Origin of the sequence: Anaerostipes butyraticus (assembly GCF_016586355.1) — a bacterium.
GTDB lineage: Bacteria > Bacillota > Clostridia > Lachnospirales > Lachnospiraceae > Anaerostipes > Anaerostipes butyraticus.
In genome coordinates, this window is sequence record NZ_BLYI01000043.1 from 1 (window position 1) to 18,131 (window position 18,131).

14 protein-coding genes, 1 tRNA gene and 1 riboswitch are annotated in these 18,131 nt (G+C 43.1%); of the genes, 3 read left to right on the plus strand and 12 right to left on the minus strand.

The features are described 5' to 3' along the window. Nucleotides 1–73 precede the first annotated feature (73 nt). From JMF81_RS09355 to pcrA, 3 genes are all read right to left on the minus strand, one after another. Nucleotides 74–148, minus strand: a tRNA-Pro gene (locus JMF81_RS09355). A gap of 144 nt (nucleotides 149–292) precedes the next feature. Beyond that, nucleotides 293–568, minus strand: a complete 276-nt coding sequence (locus tag JMF81_RS09360; protein ID WP_201311193.1) for a DUF4366 domain-containing protein — start codon at nucleotides 566–568, stop codon at nucleotides 293–295. 57 nt (nucleotides 569–625) lie between these two features. Beyond that, nucleotides 626–2,836, minus strand: a complete 2,211-nt coding sequence (gene pcrA / locus JMF81_RS09365; protein WP_201311194.1) for a DNA helicase PcrA — start codon at nucleotides 2,834–2,836, stop codon at nucleotides 626–628. Between the two features lie 122 nt (nucleotides 2,837–2,958). Between pcrA and JMF81_RS09370 the strand changes: the two genes are divergently transcribed. Next, nucleotides 2,959–3,567 (plus strand): DUF1836 domain-containing protein, encoded by a 609-nt coding sequence (locus tag JMF81_RS09370; protein ID WP_201311195.1) that lies wholly within the window; start codon nucleotides 2,959–2,961, stop codon nucleotides 3,565–3,567. A gap of 7 nt (nucleotides 3,568–3,574) precedes the next feature. Here the strand turns inward: JMF81_RS09370 and JMF81_RS09375 are convergent, their stop codons facing one another. The 3 genes from JMF81_RS09375 to JMF81_RS09385 all read right to left on the minus strand — a co-directional run bounded on the left by JMF81_RS09375 (nucleotide 3,575) and on the right by JMF81_RS09385 (nucleotide 6,816). Beyond that, complete coding sequence (locus JMF81_RS09375; protein ID WP_201311196.1) at nucleotides 3,575–3,865, minus strand: YerC/YecD family TrpR-related protein; 291 nt, start codon at nucleotides 3,863–3,865, stop codon at nucleotides 3,575–3,577. Nucleotides 3,866–3,938: 73 nt separating this feature from the next. Further along, nucleotides 3,939–5,381: an alanine/glycine:cation symporter family protein gene (locus JMF81_RS09380; RefSeq protein WP_201311197.1), complete on the minus strand. Its 1,443-nt coding sequence runs from the start codon at nucleotides 5,379–5,381 to the stop codon at nucleotides 3,939–3,941. 143 nt (nucleotides 5,382–5,524) lie between these two features. After that, a riboswitch (glycine riboswitch) is annotated at nucleotides 5,525–5,618 on the minus strand. Nucleotides 5,619–5,955: 337 nt separating this feature from the next. Further along, nucleotides 5,956–6,816, minus strand: coding sequence for an N-acetylmuramoyl-L-alanine amidase family protein (locus tag JMF81_RS09385; protein ID WP_201311198.1), 861 nt, complete (start codon nucleotides 6,814–6,816; stop codon nucleotides 5,956–5,958). Nucleotides 6,817–6,934: 118 nt separating this feature from the next. On the opposite strand from JMF81_RS09385, the gene JMF81_RS09390 reads away from it, so the two are divergent. Continuing rightward, on the plus strand, nucleotides 6,935–7,936 hold the full coding sequence (locus JMF81_RS09390; protein WP_201311199.1) for an ABC transporter substrate-binding protein: 1,002 nt from the start codon (nucleotides 6,935–6,937) through the stop codon (nucleotides 7,934–7,936). A 100-nt stretch (nucleotides 7,937–8,036) separates the two neighbouring features. On the opposite strand, the gene JMF81_RS09395 is transcribed toward JMF81_RS09390, so the two are convergent. The 5 genes from JMF81_RS09395 to JMF81_RS09415 form a co-directional block, all read right to left on the minus strand. Further along, on the minus strand, nucleotides 8,037–8,609 hold the full coding sequence (locus JMF81_RS09395; RefSeq protein WP_201311200.1) for a YARHG domain-containing protein: 573 nt from the start codon (nucleotides 8,607–8,609) through the stop codon (nucleotides 8,037–8,039). 32 nt (nucleotides 8,610–8,641) lie between these two features. Continuing rightward, nucleotides 8,642–9,136 carry an anaerobic ribonucleoside-triphosphate reductase activating protein gene (gene nrdG, locus JMF81_RS09400; RefSeq protein ID WP_201311201.1) on the minus strand — a complete coding sequence of 165 codons (495 nt, stop codon included), beginning with the start codon at nucleotides 9,134–9,136 and terminating at the stop codon, nucleotides 8,642–8,644. 15 nt (nucleotides 9,137–9,151) lie between these two features. Then, nucleotides 9,152–11,341 carry an anaerobic ribonucleoside-triphosphate reductase gene (nrdD, locus tag JMF81_RS09405; protein ID WP_201311202.1) on the minus strand — a complete coding sequence of 730 codons (2,190 nt, stop codon included), beginning with the start codon at nucleotides 11,339–11,341 and terminating at the stop codon, nucleotides 9,152–9,154. A gap of 143 nt (nucleotides 11,342–11,484) precedes the next feature. After that, entirely contained in the window at nucleotides 11,485–12,045 is a 561-nt protein-coding gene (locus tag JMF81_RS09410; RefSeq protein WP_201311203.1) for a manganese efflux pump MntP, read from the minus strand. A 268-nt stretch (nucleotides 12,046–12,313) separates the two neighbouring features. After that, a complete protein-coding gene (locus tag JMF81_RS09415; RefSeq protein WP_201311204.1) occupies nucleotides 12,314–12,841 on the minus strand; it encodes a nitroreductase in 528 nt (175 codons plus the stop codon). 206 nt (nucleotides 12,842–13,047) lie between these two features. Between JMF81_RS09415 and JMF81_RS09420 the strand changes: the two genes are divergently transcribed. Next, nucleotides 13,048–14,325: a hemolysin family protein gene (locus JMF81_RS09420; protein WP_243282598.1), complete on the plus strand. Its 1,278-nt coding sequence runs from the start codon at nucleotides 13,048–13,050 to the stop codon at nucleotides 14,323–14,325. Nucleotides 14,326–14,365: 40 nt separating this feature from the next. Here JMF81_RS09420 and JMF81_RS09425 read toward each other — a convergent pair whose 3' ends face one another. Next, the gene (locus tag JMF81_RS09425) at nucleotides 14,366–18,130 is read right to left on the minus strand and encodes a phosphoribosylformylglycinamidine synthase (protein ID WP_201311205.1); all 3,765 of its coding nucleotides are present in this window, start codon (nucleotides 18,128–18,130) and stop codon (nucleotides 14,366–14,368) included. Nucleotide 18,131 lies beyond the last annotated feature (1 nt).

Here is an 18,131-nt window from a genome sequence, read left to right on the forward strand (position 1 = left end):
GGGTGATGGGAATCGAACCCACGTGATCAGCTTGGAAGGCTGGAGTTCTACCATTGAACTACACCCGCTTAAATCGGGGTGACAGGATTCGAACCTGCGACCTCTTGATCCCAAATCAAGCGCTCTAGCCAAGCTGAGCCACACCCCGGACTGCTATTTTGTTTTTCTGCTTTTCCTCAGCAACAGAATTTATTATACAGAAGCATTATGCAATTGTCAACAATTTTTTTCATTTTTTTGCAAGAAAAAGCTGCCGTAACTAAATTACGACAGCTGACACGTTCAAATCATGCTATTCTACTTCTTCAATCTTGTCTTCCTCTGAATCCAGATCATCATCATCAAAGAAATCATCATCAAAATCATCGTCGAAGTCATCATCAAAATCATCCATATAATCCGGAGTCAGATATTTGTACACTGCATAAGCGATTCCGGCTACTGCTGCAATCGCACCAATGATCGCAAGCACCCATACAATCTTGTTATCGTCCTTATCCTTATTGCTGATGATGTCTGATACCTTTGCCATTTCTAACAAATCACTGAAATTTTTCATGCCGCTCATCCTTTCTTATGTGTTTTCTTTATTATATCACTTATTTCTGCCCAATACTAACTTTTTTTATTGATTTCCTTCGACTTTTTTCAATTTCGCAAATGAGGCAAACATCTTTTTTACCCCGCATTTTTCGAAATCTACGGTCACTTCAAAATCGCGGCCTCCGGAAACAATCTCCGTCACCGTTCCTTTGCCGAATTTAATATGCGTCACCTGATCTCCCACATCATAGGATAGCTGGTCGATCTTCGGCGGAGCAAATGATTTTGCCTGATACGGCTTTCTAAACCGATTTCTGCGGTTAGCGGAAAACATATCCTTTTCTATCCTGTTCTCCTTTTTGGAAAAATCCTGTCCCGTCTCCAGAAGTTCCTCCGGAATCTCATCAATAAATCTGGAAACTTTGTTAAACTGAGTTCTTCCCTGCATCATTCTTCGTTTTGCCGCACTTAAATACAGCTTCTTCTTAGCTCTCGTAATCCCCACATAACATAATCGGCGTTCTTCTTCCATATCCTCATCATTCTCGGAAATGATTGTCATATAACTTGGGAAAATACCATCTTCCATGCCGCAGATAAATACATATGGAAACTCCAGACCTTTTGCGCTGTGCAGCGTCATCAAAACGACTCTGTTGTCTGATTCATCCAGATCATCAATATCCGCAACCAGAGCGATCTCTTCCAGAAGTTCTCCCAGACTCGGTTCCTCCGCTTCCTGCTCATATGTAACAACCTTATTCAGAAGTTCATTGATGTTCTCAATCCTTCCTTCTGCTTCTTCTGTCTTTTCTGCTTCCAGCTGCTCTACATATCCTGTCTTTTCTAGAATATAATCAAAGAGCTCTTCCAGGGATCCCTGCTTTTCCTGATCCCGAAATTCCTGAATCATATCTGCAAATCCCTGGATCTTCTTTTTTGCATTTCCCAGGGATGTGATCTCTTCTGCCTGGAAACAGGCATCCAGAAAACTGATGTCATTTTCAATCGCATATGCATTAATTTTATCAATGGTAGCCGCCCCGATTCCTCTTCGCGGAACATTGATGATACGGCGGACTGCCAGATCGTCCATACCGTTCCCAACCGCTTTCAGGTAACATATCATATCTTTTACTTCTTTTCGCTGATAGAAATTAGTTCCTCCTACGATCCGGTATGGTATATTTTTGATCATAAATCTTTCCTCAAAAACACGGGACTGCGCGTTGGTCCTGTAAAGGACTGCCATATTTTTATACTCATAGCCTTCCTTTGCCAGCTTTTCAATCTCATCGGCAATTCGTCCTGCCTCTTCATATTCTGTCCCATACTGATGAAATTCAATCAGATCACCTGCTTCATTCTCCGTCCAAAGCTTCTTCTCCTTTCTCCCTGCGTTATTGGAAATGACCTCATTTGCCGCATTCAGAATATTCTTTGTGGAGCGATAATTCTGTTCCAGCTTAATAACCTGAGCATCCGAAAAGACATTTTCAAAATTCAGGATGTTTTTAATATTGGCTCCCCGGAATTTGTAAATAGACTGATCATCGTCGCCTACCACGCATAGGTTCCTGTATTTTCTTGCCAGCATGCTGATCAGCTGAAACTGTATGGTATTCGTATCCTGATATTCATCCACCATAATATACTGGAATCTTTCCTGATAATAGTCCAGCACTTCCGGATGAAACTGAAACAGTTCCACCGTCTTAAACAGCAGATCATCAAAATCCAGTGCATTGTTGGCTTTTAACTGCTTTTGATATTCCCTGTAAATTTCTGCGATTTTCTTCTTATTAAAATCATACTGATGTCTGGTTTCATACTCAGCCGGCGTCATAAACTCATCTTTGGCAGAAGAAATTTCCCGGATAATGCTTCGCTCCGGCATCATTTTGGTATCGATCTTAAACTGTTTGCAGATTCCTTTGATCAAAGATTTCTGATCATCCGCATCGTAAATCGTAAAGCTGTTTCCATATCCCAGCTTATCAATATGCCGTCTTAAAATCCTGACACAGGTAGAATGGAAGGTACTGACCCAGATATGTTCTGCTCCATATCCTACCAGCTGATCCACCCTCTCTCTCATCTCTTTTGCCGCCTTGTTGGTAAACGTAATTGCCATGATATGATACGGATTTACCCCCTGATCGATCAGATAGGCAATCCTGTGAGTCAGGACTCTTGTCTTTCCAGATCCGGCCCCCGCCAGCAGAAGAAGTGGTCCTTCTGTGCAGAAAACCGCTTCTTTTTGTTGTTCATTTAATGTATCATAAATTCCCATGCTGTTTTCCTTTCCTTCTTTTATCATAGAATTTCATTATACTACATTACCTGGCAAAATGCACCGGGCACTTGTCATCTTGTTTAAATAACCTTATAATATATCCAAAGAAGGAGGATGTTATGGAATTTCATGAGAAACTAAAAGAATGGATGCAGTTAGACTGTGTCGCACCGGAAGATATTCCAAAGATCGATCTTTACATGGATCAGATTACAACTTTCCTGGAAGAACAGCTGAAAAACACAAAACGTCATGAAGATGATAAGATCTTTACCAAAACCATGATCAACAATTATTCAAAAAATCATCTTCTGCCGCCTTCGGTTAAAAAGAAATATACCCGGAATCATATGATTCTTTTGATCTATATTTATTATCTGAAGAGTTTCCTGTCTATCTCGGATATCCAGCATATCCTGTCTCCGCTGACAGATCTGGCGTATGATGATAAGCAGGAGCTTTCTTTTTATCAGATATATCAAAAGATTTTTGAATCTGAACATAATTACACCGAACACATCCAGGAATCCATCTTTGAAACCTTTCAAAGAGCAGAAAAAACTTTCGAAGATCTTCCCGGCGGAGAAGAAAAAGAACTGCTGTCACAATTTTCATTTATTACCCTGCTGGGATATGACATCTACCTGCGCAAACAGGTAATGGAGCGGATGATTGATCAGATGTATCATGATCCGGAAGAAGATTCCCACAAAAAAAAGAAGAAATAGGCCAGACCTATTTCTTCTTCATTTTACGAAATACCATATCATAACCATCACTTCCATAATTCAGGGAACGATTCACTCTGCTGATGGTTGCCGTAGAAGCTCCGGTCTTTTCCGCAACTTCCAGATATGTGTGCTTATCACGGAGCATCGTCGCCACCTCAAACCTCTGAGCCAGCGATTCCAATTCGTTCACGGTACATAAATCCTCAAAAAACGTAAAACATTCTTCTTCTGTCTCCAATGTTAAAACAGCCTGAAATAAATTCTTCACAGCTTCTGTTCTAATCTTCTTACTCATTGGCGTGTACTTCCTTTCTGAACTTCTCTTTCCACTATACATGATTAGCACACTAAAGTAAAGAAGTATTTTCCTATTCGCTTCTTAAAGTAACCGCTCTTTCCTGCGCCCTTACGGCTTTTAAACGCATAAAATAATCTTTTGTCTCTGCTACGACATCTCCATTTAATGCTAACAGCGCCACCAGGTTTGGAAATGCCATCAAACCGTTGCAGATATCTGCAATGGTCCATACTGCGCTTACCGTCATAAATGGTCCGATAAATACAGCTAAAATATACAGCCATTTAAATACCGTTACTGCCATCTGTTTCCCATTGGTCAGATATTCCAGACAGCGCTCGCTGTAATAATCCCATCCCAGAATAGTTGTAAACGCGAAAAATACCAGGCAGATCATAAGCAGGAATGCTGATACTCTTTCCGGGAATGGAAGTCCCATGGCAAACGCTTTTGTTGTCACTTCCACACCGTCTAATCCCATATCCCAGGCGCCGGTCATTACAATGGCAAAACCTGTCATGGAACAGATAACAATTGTATCAATAAAAGTTCCTGTCATGGAAACAAGTCCCTGGCGGACCGGCTCCTTAGTCTGAGCCGCTGCTGCCGCGATCGGAGCAGATCCAAGTCCGGCTTCATTGGAAAAGATTCCTCTTGCAATTCCTTTCTGCATCGCTACCATCATTGCGCCCAGGGCTCCTCCTGCTGCCGCACGAAGTCCAAAGGCAGACTGAACGATTTCAGCCAGAGCGGATGGAAGCTCAGAAAGATGGGTAAATACAATGATCAGACATACTGCTACGTAAGTAACTGCCATAAACGGAACGATAATCTCAGATACTTTGGAAATTCTCTGAATGCCTCCAATGACAACCAGCCCGACACAAACCGTCAGAATGATTCCGGCAATTACCACACTCCAGGAATATTCCCTTCCAAACAAAGCAATGGTATTGGCATTGTTTGGATCAAAGAAGTTATTGACCGCAGAGGTAATTCCATTGACCTGGGTAAAAGTTCCGATTCCAAACAGACCAACCATAACCCCAAAGACACAGAAGACTTTCGCCAGCCATTTCCAGTTTTTCCCCATTCCTTTTTCGATATAGTAGAATGGTCCTCCGAGCGCATGACCTTCCTCATCGATTTCACGGTATTTTACCGCAAGCATACCCTCTGTATATTTTGTCGCCATTCCAAAAAGCGCTGCCATCCACATCCAGAACATGGCTCCCGGTCCTCCGGCAACAATGGCTGTCGCACAGCCGACGATATTTCCCGTTCCAATCGTTGCGGATAGTGCCGTACACAAAGCTCCAAAACTGGTAACTTCTCCATCTCCGTCTTCTTCATTGTGAAACACATAGTGGAGCGCTTTCCCCAAATGTCTGATCTGCAGTCCTCTTAACCTGACTGTCAGTAAAATACCCGTTGCCAGGATTAAAATGATCAGCGGAAGCCCCCAGATAAAATTATCGATGTTCTCCAATGCCTGATTTACTGTTGCTAACATAGTTTTCCCTCCAATATTTTTTATGTGCGAACCTTTTTCAACTTCTTCAACTCCGCCAGAGATTTTGTTCTGCTAAATTACATTTTCACAAAACAAAAAAGAGCCGATATCAACATCCGCTCTAAAGAATATTTAACACATTGCTATTAAGCTCTGTCCTTTTGCCTGAGAGATTAACTGCGCAGCGCAGCCGTACACCTTCGGCGCTCATATATGAGACTCTCCAGAGATTTTGTTTTGGTTGAAAACTATTTTATCTTTATGAAATTCGCAGTTTTTACTCTATACTACATGCTTCATTTTTTCAAGTAGTTTCACTCTATTATTTTTTTTTGTACAAAGAAAAGCATTCGGTTTCCCTCTGCCGGCCGTCTAATTTACTGAAAAATCAGCATTCGGTCATATTTTTCTCAATAAATCATCACATTTTGTTCACATTTTCTGTCTATACTATAAACATAGCAAGTAGCTGATACCCAATGCTATCTTTGCTAAAACTTTTTTTCATACTTTTTCATAATGCCGGGAACTTGACGTTCCCGGTTCCTCTCATTTTATGGATTTTTCCCAAAAATCAGAAATATGTCTGGCTGTAATGCTTGTTATTTTTTCCTTCCGGATCTGAAATAAGAAGAATCTTTTCTTCTACATTTTTCAGCTCATTTTTCTCATTTCCCAGCCGGTAATATTTGGCAACAGCTTTTGCATCTGCCTCTCCAAGCTGTTTTAACTTTTCATCAGAAGAAAGAAATTTCTGATAGTCTTCAGGATCATCGATAAAGGCATGTTCCACAATAATTCCCGGTATTTCTGATAAAAGACTGTTCTTTACGATACTGTAGTAATCAGACAGACTCCCATTTTCATATCTGGAATTATTTTCTGAGGTTCTTAGCAGGATTCCCTGGTTTTCAATTCCAAGATCTTCCAGCTCCGCCAGGATGCAGCAGGCAAGCTCCTGCTCGGTCTGAGCGTAAGAAGGCTTATAATCTCCTTTCGCCGTCAAAACCGTACACCCATTATCATACCCTGCAAGCTTTCCGTCTGCGTTGTTATGGATGCTCACCAGAAGATCTGCTTTGTCTTCCTTTGCTTTCGCAACCCGGTCTTCCAGATCCACATCCTGATCACCTTCTCTTGTAAGATACACTTTTGTTCCAGGATACCTTTCCAGCGCTTCTTTCATATACTGCGCAATCTTAAGATTCAGATCCTTTTCCATGATCTCTGTTCCTGAATATTCGGCACATGCCCCCGGCTGATCTCCTCCATGTCCCGGATCGATCTCAATCACCAGTTCACTGGCTGTCTCTGCCGCATCCGTATCTGTGTTTTCTGACTGTGCTGTGCTTTGGCCTTTGCTTTGACAGCCTGCAAGCACCAGCACCGCTGTGATCAGCATAACTGCTATGACTTTTCCTGTTTTCTTTCGCATACCGTCCTCCTTCTTATTATTCTTCTATTCTGCACATATTGCCGTTCCTTGTCAAGGCGCGGGCACTTTTTCATTTTTTTAGAATATTTTATAGTACAATCACTTCCCAGGAGGTTTTATGAAATTTATCCGTCCTTGTCTGCTGCTTGCTGCGGCTGTCTGTTTCTGCCTTACCGGATGCAGTTTTGGTAAAGAAAAAGACCAAAAACTTACAAAAGTTACCTTAAATGAAGTCACCCATTCTATTTTTTATGCTCCACAGTATGTTGCCATAGAAAAAGGATATTTTGAAGATGAAGGAATCTCCCTGTCGGTGGACACTGGTTTTGGCGCTGACAAAACCATGACTGCTGTCATTTCCGGAAACGCAGACATTGGGTTTATGGGGCCTGAAGCAGCCATTTATCAGTATAACGAGGGGAACAGCGATTATGCTGTATGTTTTGCCCAGCTGACCCAGAGAGCCGGAAACTTCCTCGTCTCAAGAGAAAAAACAAACAATTTTCAATGGGAGGACCTGAAAGGAAAAGATCTGATCGGAGGCCGGAAAGGCGGAATGCCGCAGATGATCCTGGAATATATTCTGAAAAAGCACGGTCTTGATCCGAAGAAGGATGTAAATCTGATCCAGAATATTGATTTTGCCAATACTTCCGGTGCTTTCTCCGGCGGAACCGGCGACTTCACCGTGGAATTTGAACCGAACGCCACTATGCTCGAAAGTCAGGGCGCCGGATATGTGGCTGCCTCCCTCGGCGTAGAAAGCGGTTTTGTTCCTTATACCGCATACTGTGCAAAGAAAAGTTATATCAAAGAAAACCCTGAAATCATCCAGGGCTTTACCAACGCGGTTGCCAAAGGGCAGAAATATGTTGCCGAACACTCTGCAGAAGAGATTGCCGCTGTTATTGAAAAACAATTCCCTGATATTTCGAAAAAAGATCTGATTCAGATCACACACCGCTATAAAAAGCAGGATACTTTTAAGGAAACTCCTGAATTTTCCAGAGAAGGCTTTGATCTTCTCCAGGACATTCTGAAAGAAGCCGGAGAATTGAAGGAACCTGTTCCATTTAAGAAACTGATCGATAATTCCTTTGCGAAGAAATGTGTACGCTGACCAAGTGATCATATTCTTTTTATATCAAAATGACGCTGTGCCGAAATCAAACCCGTTGATCTCAGCACAGCGTCCTATATAAATACATGGCAAAGTAACCTTACTTAGATAACTCTTCTCTTCTGGATACCAGCAGATCGAGATTTTTCTGTCCATACCGATTAAAATCTTCCCGATCTATCGTTGCGGAGGTTCCTCCGTCATACCAGGTCTTATAATATTTTCCATCACTCTGCTTTGTAAAATACTTTTTGATCACAGAATGATTCTCCACAAAAGTCCGGCCATTCAGCGCATATAACTCATCAATTGCGTACTGCGCCTGTTCATACGTTTTCAGCATCTTTGCTTCCTCATTTTCCAGATACCGCTGATTGATATCCGGAAACAGTTTTGAAGAACGGCTTTCCATCAACTCTTTTATCTCTTCCTGTGTCTTTACCCTGCTGTCGTTCTCTGTCGATGTTTCTCCCGTACCCTTCTGATCAGAAGCAGAATCTGATTTGGTTTCTGTTTTCTCAGACTTCTCTGTTTCTTCTACAGCTGCCATCCTGTCTGCCAAACCGCTGCTCTCATCCTTTAAAGACCAGAACAAATTCAGAGCCAGCGCGGCGGCTGCAATGGCGATCGCTGCATTTAAAAGCATGATCACCCGTTTTTCCTTATGATTCATATATCTCCCCTGCTCTTTTTATCTGCCTGATATTATTCTCTTTCTTTTCCCAATTCCAGGATCCGCTGGTTCCTGCTTCCCCGGAATTTCAGCGTAATATCCTTCTCCTCTTCCAGAAATCTTCCATCTACCAGAATATCAATGCAGGAAAGCATCTCTTCTGTATGCTTTGTGTAAACCTTTCCCCCTGGTTTTAAATCCTTGTCATATTGATATCCGGTATAACACCATACATTTTTCTCTGGATATAATTCTTTGATCCGTTTGAGAAGACCTTCCAGCACTGCCTGGTTTTCCGGCTCGAAGGGCTCCCCGCCCAGCAGGGAGAATCCTTCGATATAATCCGGTTTCAGAAGATCAAGAATCTCCTGTTCCGTCTCCGGCGTATATGGATTCCCATATTGAAAATCCCACGTTTCTTTATTAAAACAGCCCGGACAGCAGTTCCTGCATCCGGATACAAACAGGCTGACGCGCACGCCGGTTCCGTTGGCAATATCACATTTCTTGATCTCTCCGTAATACATATCCTGTTCCTTTCCTTACAGATGAAGCACTCGGTCTTTGATTTCCTGCGTTCGTCCCTGATTCCAGAACTGTGTTCCGATATATCCGCAGGTTCGGCGTGCCACAAACATCTGATCCTGATCTGTGTTTCCACAATTCGGGCATTCCCAGATCAGTTTTCCTGATTCATCTTCTTTGATCTGAATCTCACCGTCATATCCGCATACTTCACAGTAATCACTCTTGGTATTCAGCTCCGCATACATGATATTATCATAAATAAACTGCATAACGGATAAAACAGCCGGAATATTGTCCTGCATGTTCGGCACTTCAATATAGCTGATCGCGCCGCCCGGTGATAATTTCTGGAATTCCGCTTCAAATGCCAGCTTGCTGAAAGCGTCAATTTCTTCTGTTACATGTACATGATAGCTGTTTGTGATATAGTTCTTATCTGTAACTCCTGGAATAATTCCAAAACGTTTCTGCAGACATTTTGCAAATTTGTATGTTGTGGATTCCATCGGAGTTCCATAAACAGAATAACTGATGTTTTCCGCTTCTTTCCATTCCTTACACTTATCATTCAGCTTCTGCATAACTTTCAGTGCAAATTCTTTTGCTTCAGGATCTGTATGGGATTTTCCTGTCATCCTTACGCACATTTCGTATAATCCCGCATATCCGAGAGAGATGGTAGAATATCCATTGTACAGCAGTTTGTCAATGGTTTCTCCTTTCTTCAGCCTTGCCAGAGCACCATGCTGCCATAAGATCGGCGCCACATCGGATACCGTGCCGAGAAGTCTCTCATGACGGCAGCGGAGAGCCCTGTGGCAAAGTTCCAGTCTTTCATCCAGAATCTTCCAGAATTCATCCATGTCGCCTTCAGAAGAACATGCCACGTCAACCAGATTGATGGTCACAACTCCCTGATTGAATCTTCCATAGAACTTATGGCTTCCGTCCGGATTTCTCTGGGAATCTTCCACTGTCAGGAAAGATCTGCATCCCATACAGGTATATACTTCTCCCTGTTTCAGCGAACGCATGACTTTGGCAGAAATATAATCCGGAACCATACGTTTTGCGGTACATTTGGCCGCTAATTCCGTCAAATACCAGTATTTTGAATCCGGCGTGATATTATCTTCATCCAGTGCATAGATCAGTTTCGGGAACGCCGGTGTGATCCACACTCCCTTTTCATTCTTCACGCCCTGAATTCTCTGTTTTAATACTTCTTCAATAACCATGGCAAGGTCATCTCTTGTTCTGCCTTCCGGCACTTCATCCAGATACATAAAAACTGTAACAAACGGCGCCTGCCCATTGCATGTCATTAATGTTACCAGCTGATACTGGATCGTCTGGATTCCCTGTTTGATCTCATCACGAAGACGCATCTCTGTAATCTGATCAATAACAGCTTCATCCATTGTCTCATGGCACGCTTCTCTTTCCTTAATAACATTTCTGCGAAGTTTTTTTCTGCTCACATCAACAAACGGAGCCAGGTGCGCCAGAGTGAAAGACTGTCCGCCATATTGATTGCTGGCTACCTGGGCAACAATCTGTGTCGTAACATTACATGCAGTGAAAAAAGAATGTGGCTTTTCAATCATCGTTTCACTGATCACCGTACCATTCTGAAGCATATCTTCCAGATTGATCAGATCGCAGTTATGTTCTTTCTGCGCAAAATAATCGGAATCATGGAAATGAATGATTCCTTCTTCATGAGCGCGGATGATCTCTTCCGGCAGAAGCACTCTTCTGGTCAGGTCTTTGCTGACTTCTCCGGCCATATAATCTCTCTGAGTTGAGTTGATCACCGGATTTTTATTGGAATTTTCCTGTGTAACTTCCTCATTGATATTCTCAATCAAAGATAAAATTCCATCATCGGTTGTATTGGATTTTCTTGATAATTCCCGTTTAAAACGATATCTTACATATTTCTGAGCAACCTCATATCCTCTCATCTCCATAATACCGGTCTCAACCATGTTCTGGATATCTTCTACATTCACAGCATGGGAAGAATTCTTTACCTGTGCTGCCACGTTGTCCGCAACCGCCCTGATCTGGTGCTGATTCATCTTGTGAATAGCCGGAACTTCGTGGTTTGCCTTCTTTATCGCATTCACGATCTTAGACAGATCGAAATCAACTTCTTCCCCGTTCCTCTTGATAATCTTTGTTTTGACTTTAGAACTCATAATTCCCCACCTTTAACATTACATACTTAACACTAAATATAGTTGTTTTTTCTTTCATAAAGCACTACATCTTGTGGTGCTCTTCTATATTACACTATCCGAAAAAAAAAAGAAAGGGTTGACTTTTCGAAATTTCTTTTTTTTTACAAAATCCCCAAATGCTCCAGAAGGATCCTCGCCCCCAAAAGTATCAGAATTACGCCGCCTGCAAGCTCTGCTCCGGATTTGTACCGGGTCCCAAAAATATTTCCGATTTTTACTCCCGCAGCAGCGATCACAAAGGTGATGATTCCTATTATGGATGCCGCAGTGATAATATTTACCTTTAAAAACGCAAACGTAATTCCTACTGCCAGAGCGTCAATACTCGTTGCCACCGCCAGCATAAACATTTCTTTAAAATTTAAAGAACCATCATCAATCTCTTCCTCATCGGAACAGGCTTCTTTGATCATATTTGCACCAATGGCCGTCAGTAAAACGAAAGCGATCCAGTGATCGACTGCTGTGATCTGCCGGCGAAACTGTGTTCCCAGCAAAAAGCCCAGCACCGGCATTAACGCCTGAAATCCTCCAAACCACAATCCTGCAACGGCCGCTTTTCCCACCGTTGCTTTCTTCATGGCAAGTCCTTTGCAGATGGAGACAGCGAAAGCATCCATGGCCAGTCCTGCTGCCAAAATAAAAAGTGACATAATATCCATGTTTTTCCTCCTAATGTTCCTCAATCTCTTTTCCACGTCTGGCCGTACTTTTATTACAAACCGGGAGTTCATTTTACGGCGCAAAAAAATAACTCACAGGCGCCGGATAACGCCCATGAGTCTCGCTAATTAAAACAGCACCAGATTCTTTCCAATCATTATGTTGATGCTGCTGCAGTATCTCTGCCAGCTACTCCCTCATAGATTATCTGTATCATATCCTAATTGAGAATCGTTGTCAATGCAGAAAATAAAAGATTTGCGGCTCTTATCTGCCGACTCTTATAATATAGTCCTCTTTCCGCGGAGCTGCCTCCGGATATTCACAGTCACGATATCCAAGGATGCAGTTTCCCACGCCGATATAATCGTCTGGAATTCCCCACTCTTTCTTCATTTTCTTTCCTTCTTCTGTCTCAAATACTTCCCTGGCACGATGAATCCAGCAGGAATCAATTCCCACTGCATGAGCCGCATTCAGCAGGTTGCCCATGACAAGGCTTCCATCCTCCACATGCGTCGGGCGTTTTGTATCAGAAAATACAACAACAACGGTCGGAGCTCCGTAAAAAGGATCCGTATCTGTTCCCATGATTTCCGCATTCATTTTTGAAAGTTTTGCAACCAGCTCCGGATCCTGAACAACTGCCATCATGGAACCCTGCTTTCCCATTCCGCAGGCAGCATAGGTTCCCGCTTCCAGGATTTCATCCAAAAGCTCCTCTGGTATCTGCGTACTTTTATATTTTCGAATGCTTCTTCTTGTTTTTAATACTTCTAATGTTTCATTTGCCATATGTCTCTCTCCTATCCGTCAGACTGATGTCTCCTGTATCTGGTTACTCTTCTATTTTATCACAGAGAAAAAAACTTACAAGAGAAAGGATCTCTGCTGATCTGACTTATGTTTTCCCGCTTTTTTGCAAAGACTATTCTCAGACTGTATGTTTTTTCTGCAACGTATCGTACAGTAATCTTAACACATGACAGGAGGAATTTATTTTGAATACGAGTCTGGTCTTTCAGATTGCTGCTATTCTTTCTTTGCTGGCTCTTTCCGGTTTCTTTTCATCCGCTGAAACGGCTCTTACAACTGTAAATCCACACAGCGTCTCTGTCCTGGCAGAAGAAGGAGACAAGCGGGCACGCACCCTCTGCCGGTTAATTGAAAATCCCGGGCAGATGCTGTCCGGAATCCTGATTGGAAATAATCTGGTCAATATCTCCCTGACATCCCTTTCCACGTCCATTGCCATTGAAATATTCGGAAATATCGGTGCCGGAATTGCCGCCGGGATTCTTACACTCCTGATCCTTCTTTTCGGTGAAATTACCCCGAAAACTTTTGCATCCGTCTATAATCTTCGTCTCGCTCTGGCATACGCGCCTGCTATTTCCCTTATGCTTCGCATCCTTTCTCCGCTGATTGTTTTGATCCATAAGATATCCAGAGCCCTGCTCCGCCTTATGAAGATGGATCCAGACTATACAAATCAGGTCATGACAGAAAGAGAAATCCGAACGATCGTCCATGCCGGTTACGAAAACGGTGCCATTGAGGAAGAGGAAAAGCAGATGCTGGATAATGTTTTTGATTTTAAAAATCTGACTGCCAGGGATATTATGCTTCCGAAGGTTGACATTTCTTTCGTTTCTCTGGATGCATCTTATGATGAAGTGGTAAATACTTTTCTTCAAAGCGGCCGTTCCCGTCTCCCGGTGTTCAGAGACACAAAAGATACCGTGGCAGGAATTCTCTATCTGAAAGATTTGTATTTTTACTGTATCCGGCATGAAACGGCCGGCTTCTGCCCAAAAGAGATCATGCGTCCTGCCTTTTTTACTTACGAAACACAGAAAGTTTCTGATCTTCTGCTCCAGATGAAAGAGCAGTCGTTAAGCTTTGCCATCGTACTGGATGAATATGGAGAAGCTGCCGGTCTCATTACGCTGGAAGATATCGTCGAAGAGATTTTCGGTGATATCCGGGATGAATATGACAGCAAAAAGAAGGCTCCGTTTCAGAAAACGAAAGAAGGAGCCTGCCTTGTATCTGCCTCTATGAAACTGGACGATATTAACAGCCTTCTTCATCTGGATCTGCATTCCCGGGATTATGAGTCCATCGGCGGGTATATGATCCAGCTTCTTGGACATCTTCCAAAGGAAGGAGAACAGGCCCAAGATCATCAGGCGGTTTTTCAGGTAATTTCTGCCGCCGGAAACCGCATCCGGAAAATCAAAATCACTCCATTCAAACAGCTCAATAAAAAGAGATGACCGGTTCCAATCGAAACCGGTCATCTCCCAAGTTTATATTCTATTTAAAATATTCCACTCCGGATTCGAAGATCTTCTGATCTTTGTTTCCGTAAATATTCTCACTTACATGGATTCCCTTTCTCTCAGAGTGTCCCATCTTGCCAAGAACTCTTCCGTCCGGACTTGTGATTCCTTCGATTGCGAAATAGGATCCATTTGGATTGTAATCTTCATCCATTGTCGGATCTTCTCCCAGATCAACGTACTGAGTAGCAACCTGTCCGTTGACAAACAGCTTCTCGATCACATCATTGTCTGCCACAAAACGTCCTTCTCCATGGGAAACCGGGATACTGAAAGTATCTCCTACACTTACTTTGTTAAACCATGGTGACAGATCGGATACGACTTTCGTATACGCAATCTTGGATACGTGACGACCGATTCGGTTTGTTGTCAGCGTTGGAGATCCTGCCGTCTGCTCTGCAATCTTTCCTTCCGGAACCAGTCCGAGTTTGATCAATGCCTGGAATCCATTACAGATACCGAGCACCAGACCGTCTCTGTTCTCTAAAAGATCCATAACCGCTTCTTTTAATTTCTCATTTCTGAATGCAGCGGCAATGAATTTTGCGGAACCTTCCGGTTCATCTCCTGCGCTGAATCCGCCTGGGAACATGATCATCTGGGATTCTTTGATTGCTTTTTCAAATACTTCCACAGAATCACGGATTCCCTGAGCATCCAGGTTCTTAAATACTTTTGTGATAACCTCTGCCCCTGCTGTCTCAAACGCTTTTGCAGAGTCATATTCACAGTTGGTTCCCGGGAATACAGGAATAAATACCTTTGGTTTTGCGATCTTATTCCTGCATACATATACATTTCCTTTCTGATACAGGCGGGAAATATTCAATGTATCCTGACTTCCTTCTGATTTTGTAGGGAATACGCTCTCCAAAGGCTCTTTCCATGTTTCCTCTGCCTCTTCAAGAGTCACTTTCTCATCACCGAATACAAATTCAGGTTCTTCAATGATCTCTCCTAACAGCAGTCCCGGAATTCCCAGCTTATGGATATCTCTGGAATCCATCTCGACTACGAAAGAACCAAAGCGTGGATCTGTCAGATCGGAAAGCGTTACCTCTTCATCAAATTTTACGCCATATCCGTTTCCAAAGGCCATCTTAGCCACTGCTTCCATCGTTCCGCCGGCTCCAATGGCATAAGCGGACTTAATCTGTCCTTTCTTAATCAGTTTATGGATCTGTTTGTAGATCTTCTTCACTTCTACGTAAACCGGAAGATCATAAGCATCTGTCGGAAGACACAGACGAATCAGACGATTTCCTGGTTTCTTCAGTTCCGGTGTAATTACATTCTTTACATTCGCCACATCAACAGCAAAAGATACCAGAGTCGGAGGCACATCGATATCATTAAACGTACCGGACATACTGTCTTTTCCGCCAATAGACGCAAGGCCAAATCCGATCTGTGCCTGATAAGCACCAAGCAGGGCTGCTACCGGCTGTCCCCAGCGTGTCTTGTCCTCTCCCAGACGTTTGAAATATTCCTGGAACGTAAGACGGATCTTTTTATAATTTCCTCCAGATGCGACAATCTTTGAAATGGATTCTGTAATCGCGTAAACAGCTCCATGGAACGGACTCCATTTTGAAAGATATGGATCAAATCCATAACTCATCATTGTTACGGTATTAGATTCTCCTTCCAGGATCGGCAGTTTCGCGATCATCGTCTGGATCGGAGTCATCTGGTATTTTCCTCCATACGGCATGGTAACGGTTGCTGCTCCAATAGAGCTGTCAAACATCTCTACCAGACCTTTCTGAGAGCAGACATTCAGATCTGATAATGTGTTCATGCACAATTCTTTGAAGGATTCCGGAATATCCTGTTCTTTCTCTTTGAAATAAGATTCTACTCTGTGAGGGATCTCAACATAAACTTCTGTCTCCTGATGAGCTCCATTGGTATCAAGGAATGCCCTTGAGATATTAACGATTTCTTTTCCTCTCCAGGAAAGAATCAATCTTGGATCTTCTGTTACCGTAGCGACTGCCACTGCTTCCAGATTTTCCTCAGCTGCATAAGCCAGGAACTGATCCACATCTTTCGGATCTACAACAACTGCCATTCTCTCCTGAGATTCGGAAATTGCCAGTTCCGTTCCATCCAGACCTGCATACTTCTTCGGCACTTTGTCAAGGTCCACAATCAGTCCGTCTGCCAGCTCACCAATGGCAACAGATACTCCGCCTGCGCCAAAGTCATTGCATTTCTTGATCAGACGGCTGACTTCTTCTCTTCGGAACAGTCTCTGAATCTTACGTTCTGTCGGCGGATTACCTTTCTGGACTTCTGCTCCGCATGTCTCAATGGATTCTTCTGTATGAACTTTGGATGATCCTGTCGCTCCGCCGCATCCATCGCGTCCGGTCCTTCCTCCCAGAAGGATAATGATATCTCCAGGATCAGAGCTTTCTCTGACAACATTCTTTCTTGGAGCGGCTCCCATAACAGCACCGATTTCCATACGTTTTGCAACATAATCCGGATGATAGATCTCATTGACCATGCCGGTTGCAAGTCCGATCTGGTTTCCATAAGAACTATATCCCTGTGCGGCTCCGGTTACGATCTTCCTCTGCGGAAGTTTTCCTTTCAGCGTATCTTTCAAAGGTACTGTAGGATCTGCGGCTCCAGTCACTCTCATTGCCTGATAAACATAAGAACGGCCGGAAAGCGGATCACGGATAGCTCCTCCCAGACATGTGGCAGCTCCACCAAACGGCTCAATCTCTGTCGGATGGTTATGTGTCTCATTCTTAAAGCTGATCAGCCATTCCTCATCTTCTCCTCCATCAACGGAAACCGGAACTACAATGCTGCAGGCGTTGATCTCATCGCTCTCCTCCATGTTGTCCAGCTTCCCGTCTTTCTTCAGACGGCGCATTGCCATCAATGCCATGTCCATCAGACAGACAAATTTATCTTCTCTTCCGGCAAAAATACTTTCGTGATCTGCCATATACTGATCATATGCCATCTTAAGCGGCGCCTGGAAGTATCCTTCCTGGAATTCAATTTTCGTAAGTTCTGTTGAGAAAGTCGTATGACGGCAGTGATCTGACCAGTAAGTATCCAGCACGCGGATCTCTGTCATGGACGGATCTCTTTTCTCTTCCCCTGTAAAATAGTTCTGGATATGTTTGAAATCCTTAAATGTCATAGCCAGATTCAGGGAATCATACAATTCTTTCAGTTCTTTGTCCCCCATGGCCTGGAAACCTTCTACGATCTTAACGTCTTCCGGTTCTTCAAAATCCATTGCCAGAGTCTCCGGTTTTTCCTCGTCTGTTTCTCTGGAGTCTACCGGATTGATGCAGTATTCTTTGATGTCCTTCATCTGATCTTCAGACAAGCTTCCTTTTACCACATAAGTAGTCGCGCTCCGAATGATGGCGTTCTCCTCTTCATTCAGCAATTTCACACACTGCTCTGCGGAATCTGCTCTCTGATCAAACTGTCCCGGAAGATATTCTACACTGAAGGATACTTCATCTTCTGCTTTTGGAAATTCCTCCTCATAGACTTCATCAACCGGAGGTTCACTGAAAACCGTTCCCAGTGCTTTCTGATAGCTTTCATCAGAGAGATCTTCTATATCATAGCGGATCAGGATACGAAGATCATCGATTGAAAGCCCAAGATACTGCCTCAATTCTTCCAGTAATTCCTTTGCTTTTACAGCGTAGTCTTTTTTCTTCTCGACATACACTCTTCTAACATTTCCCATA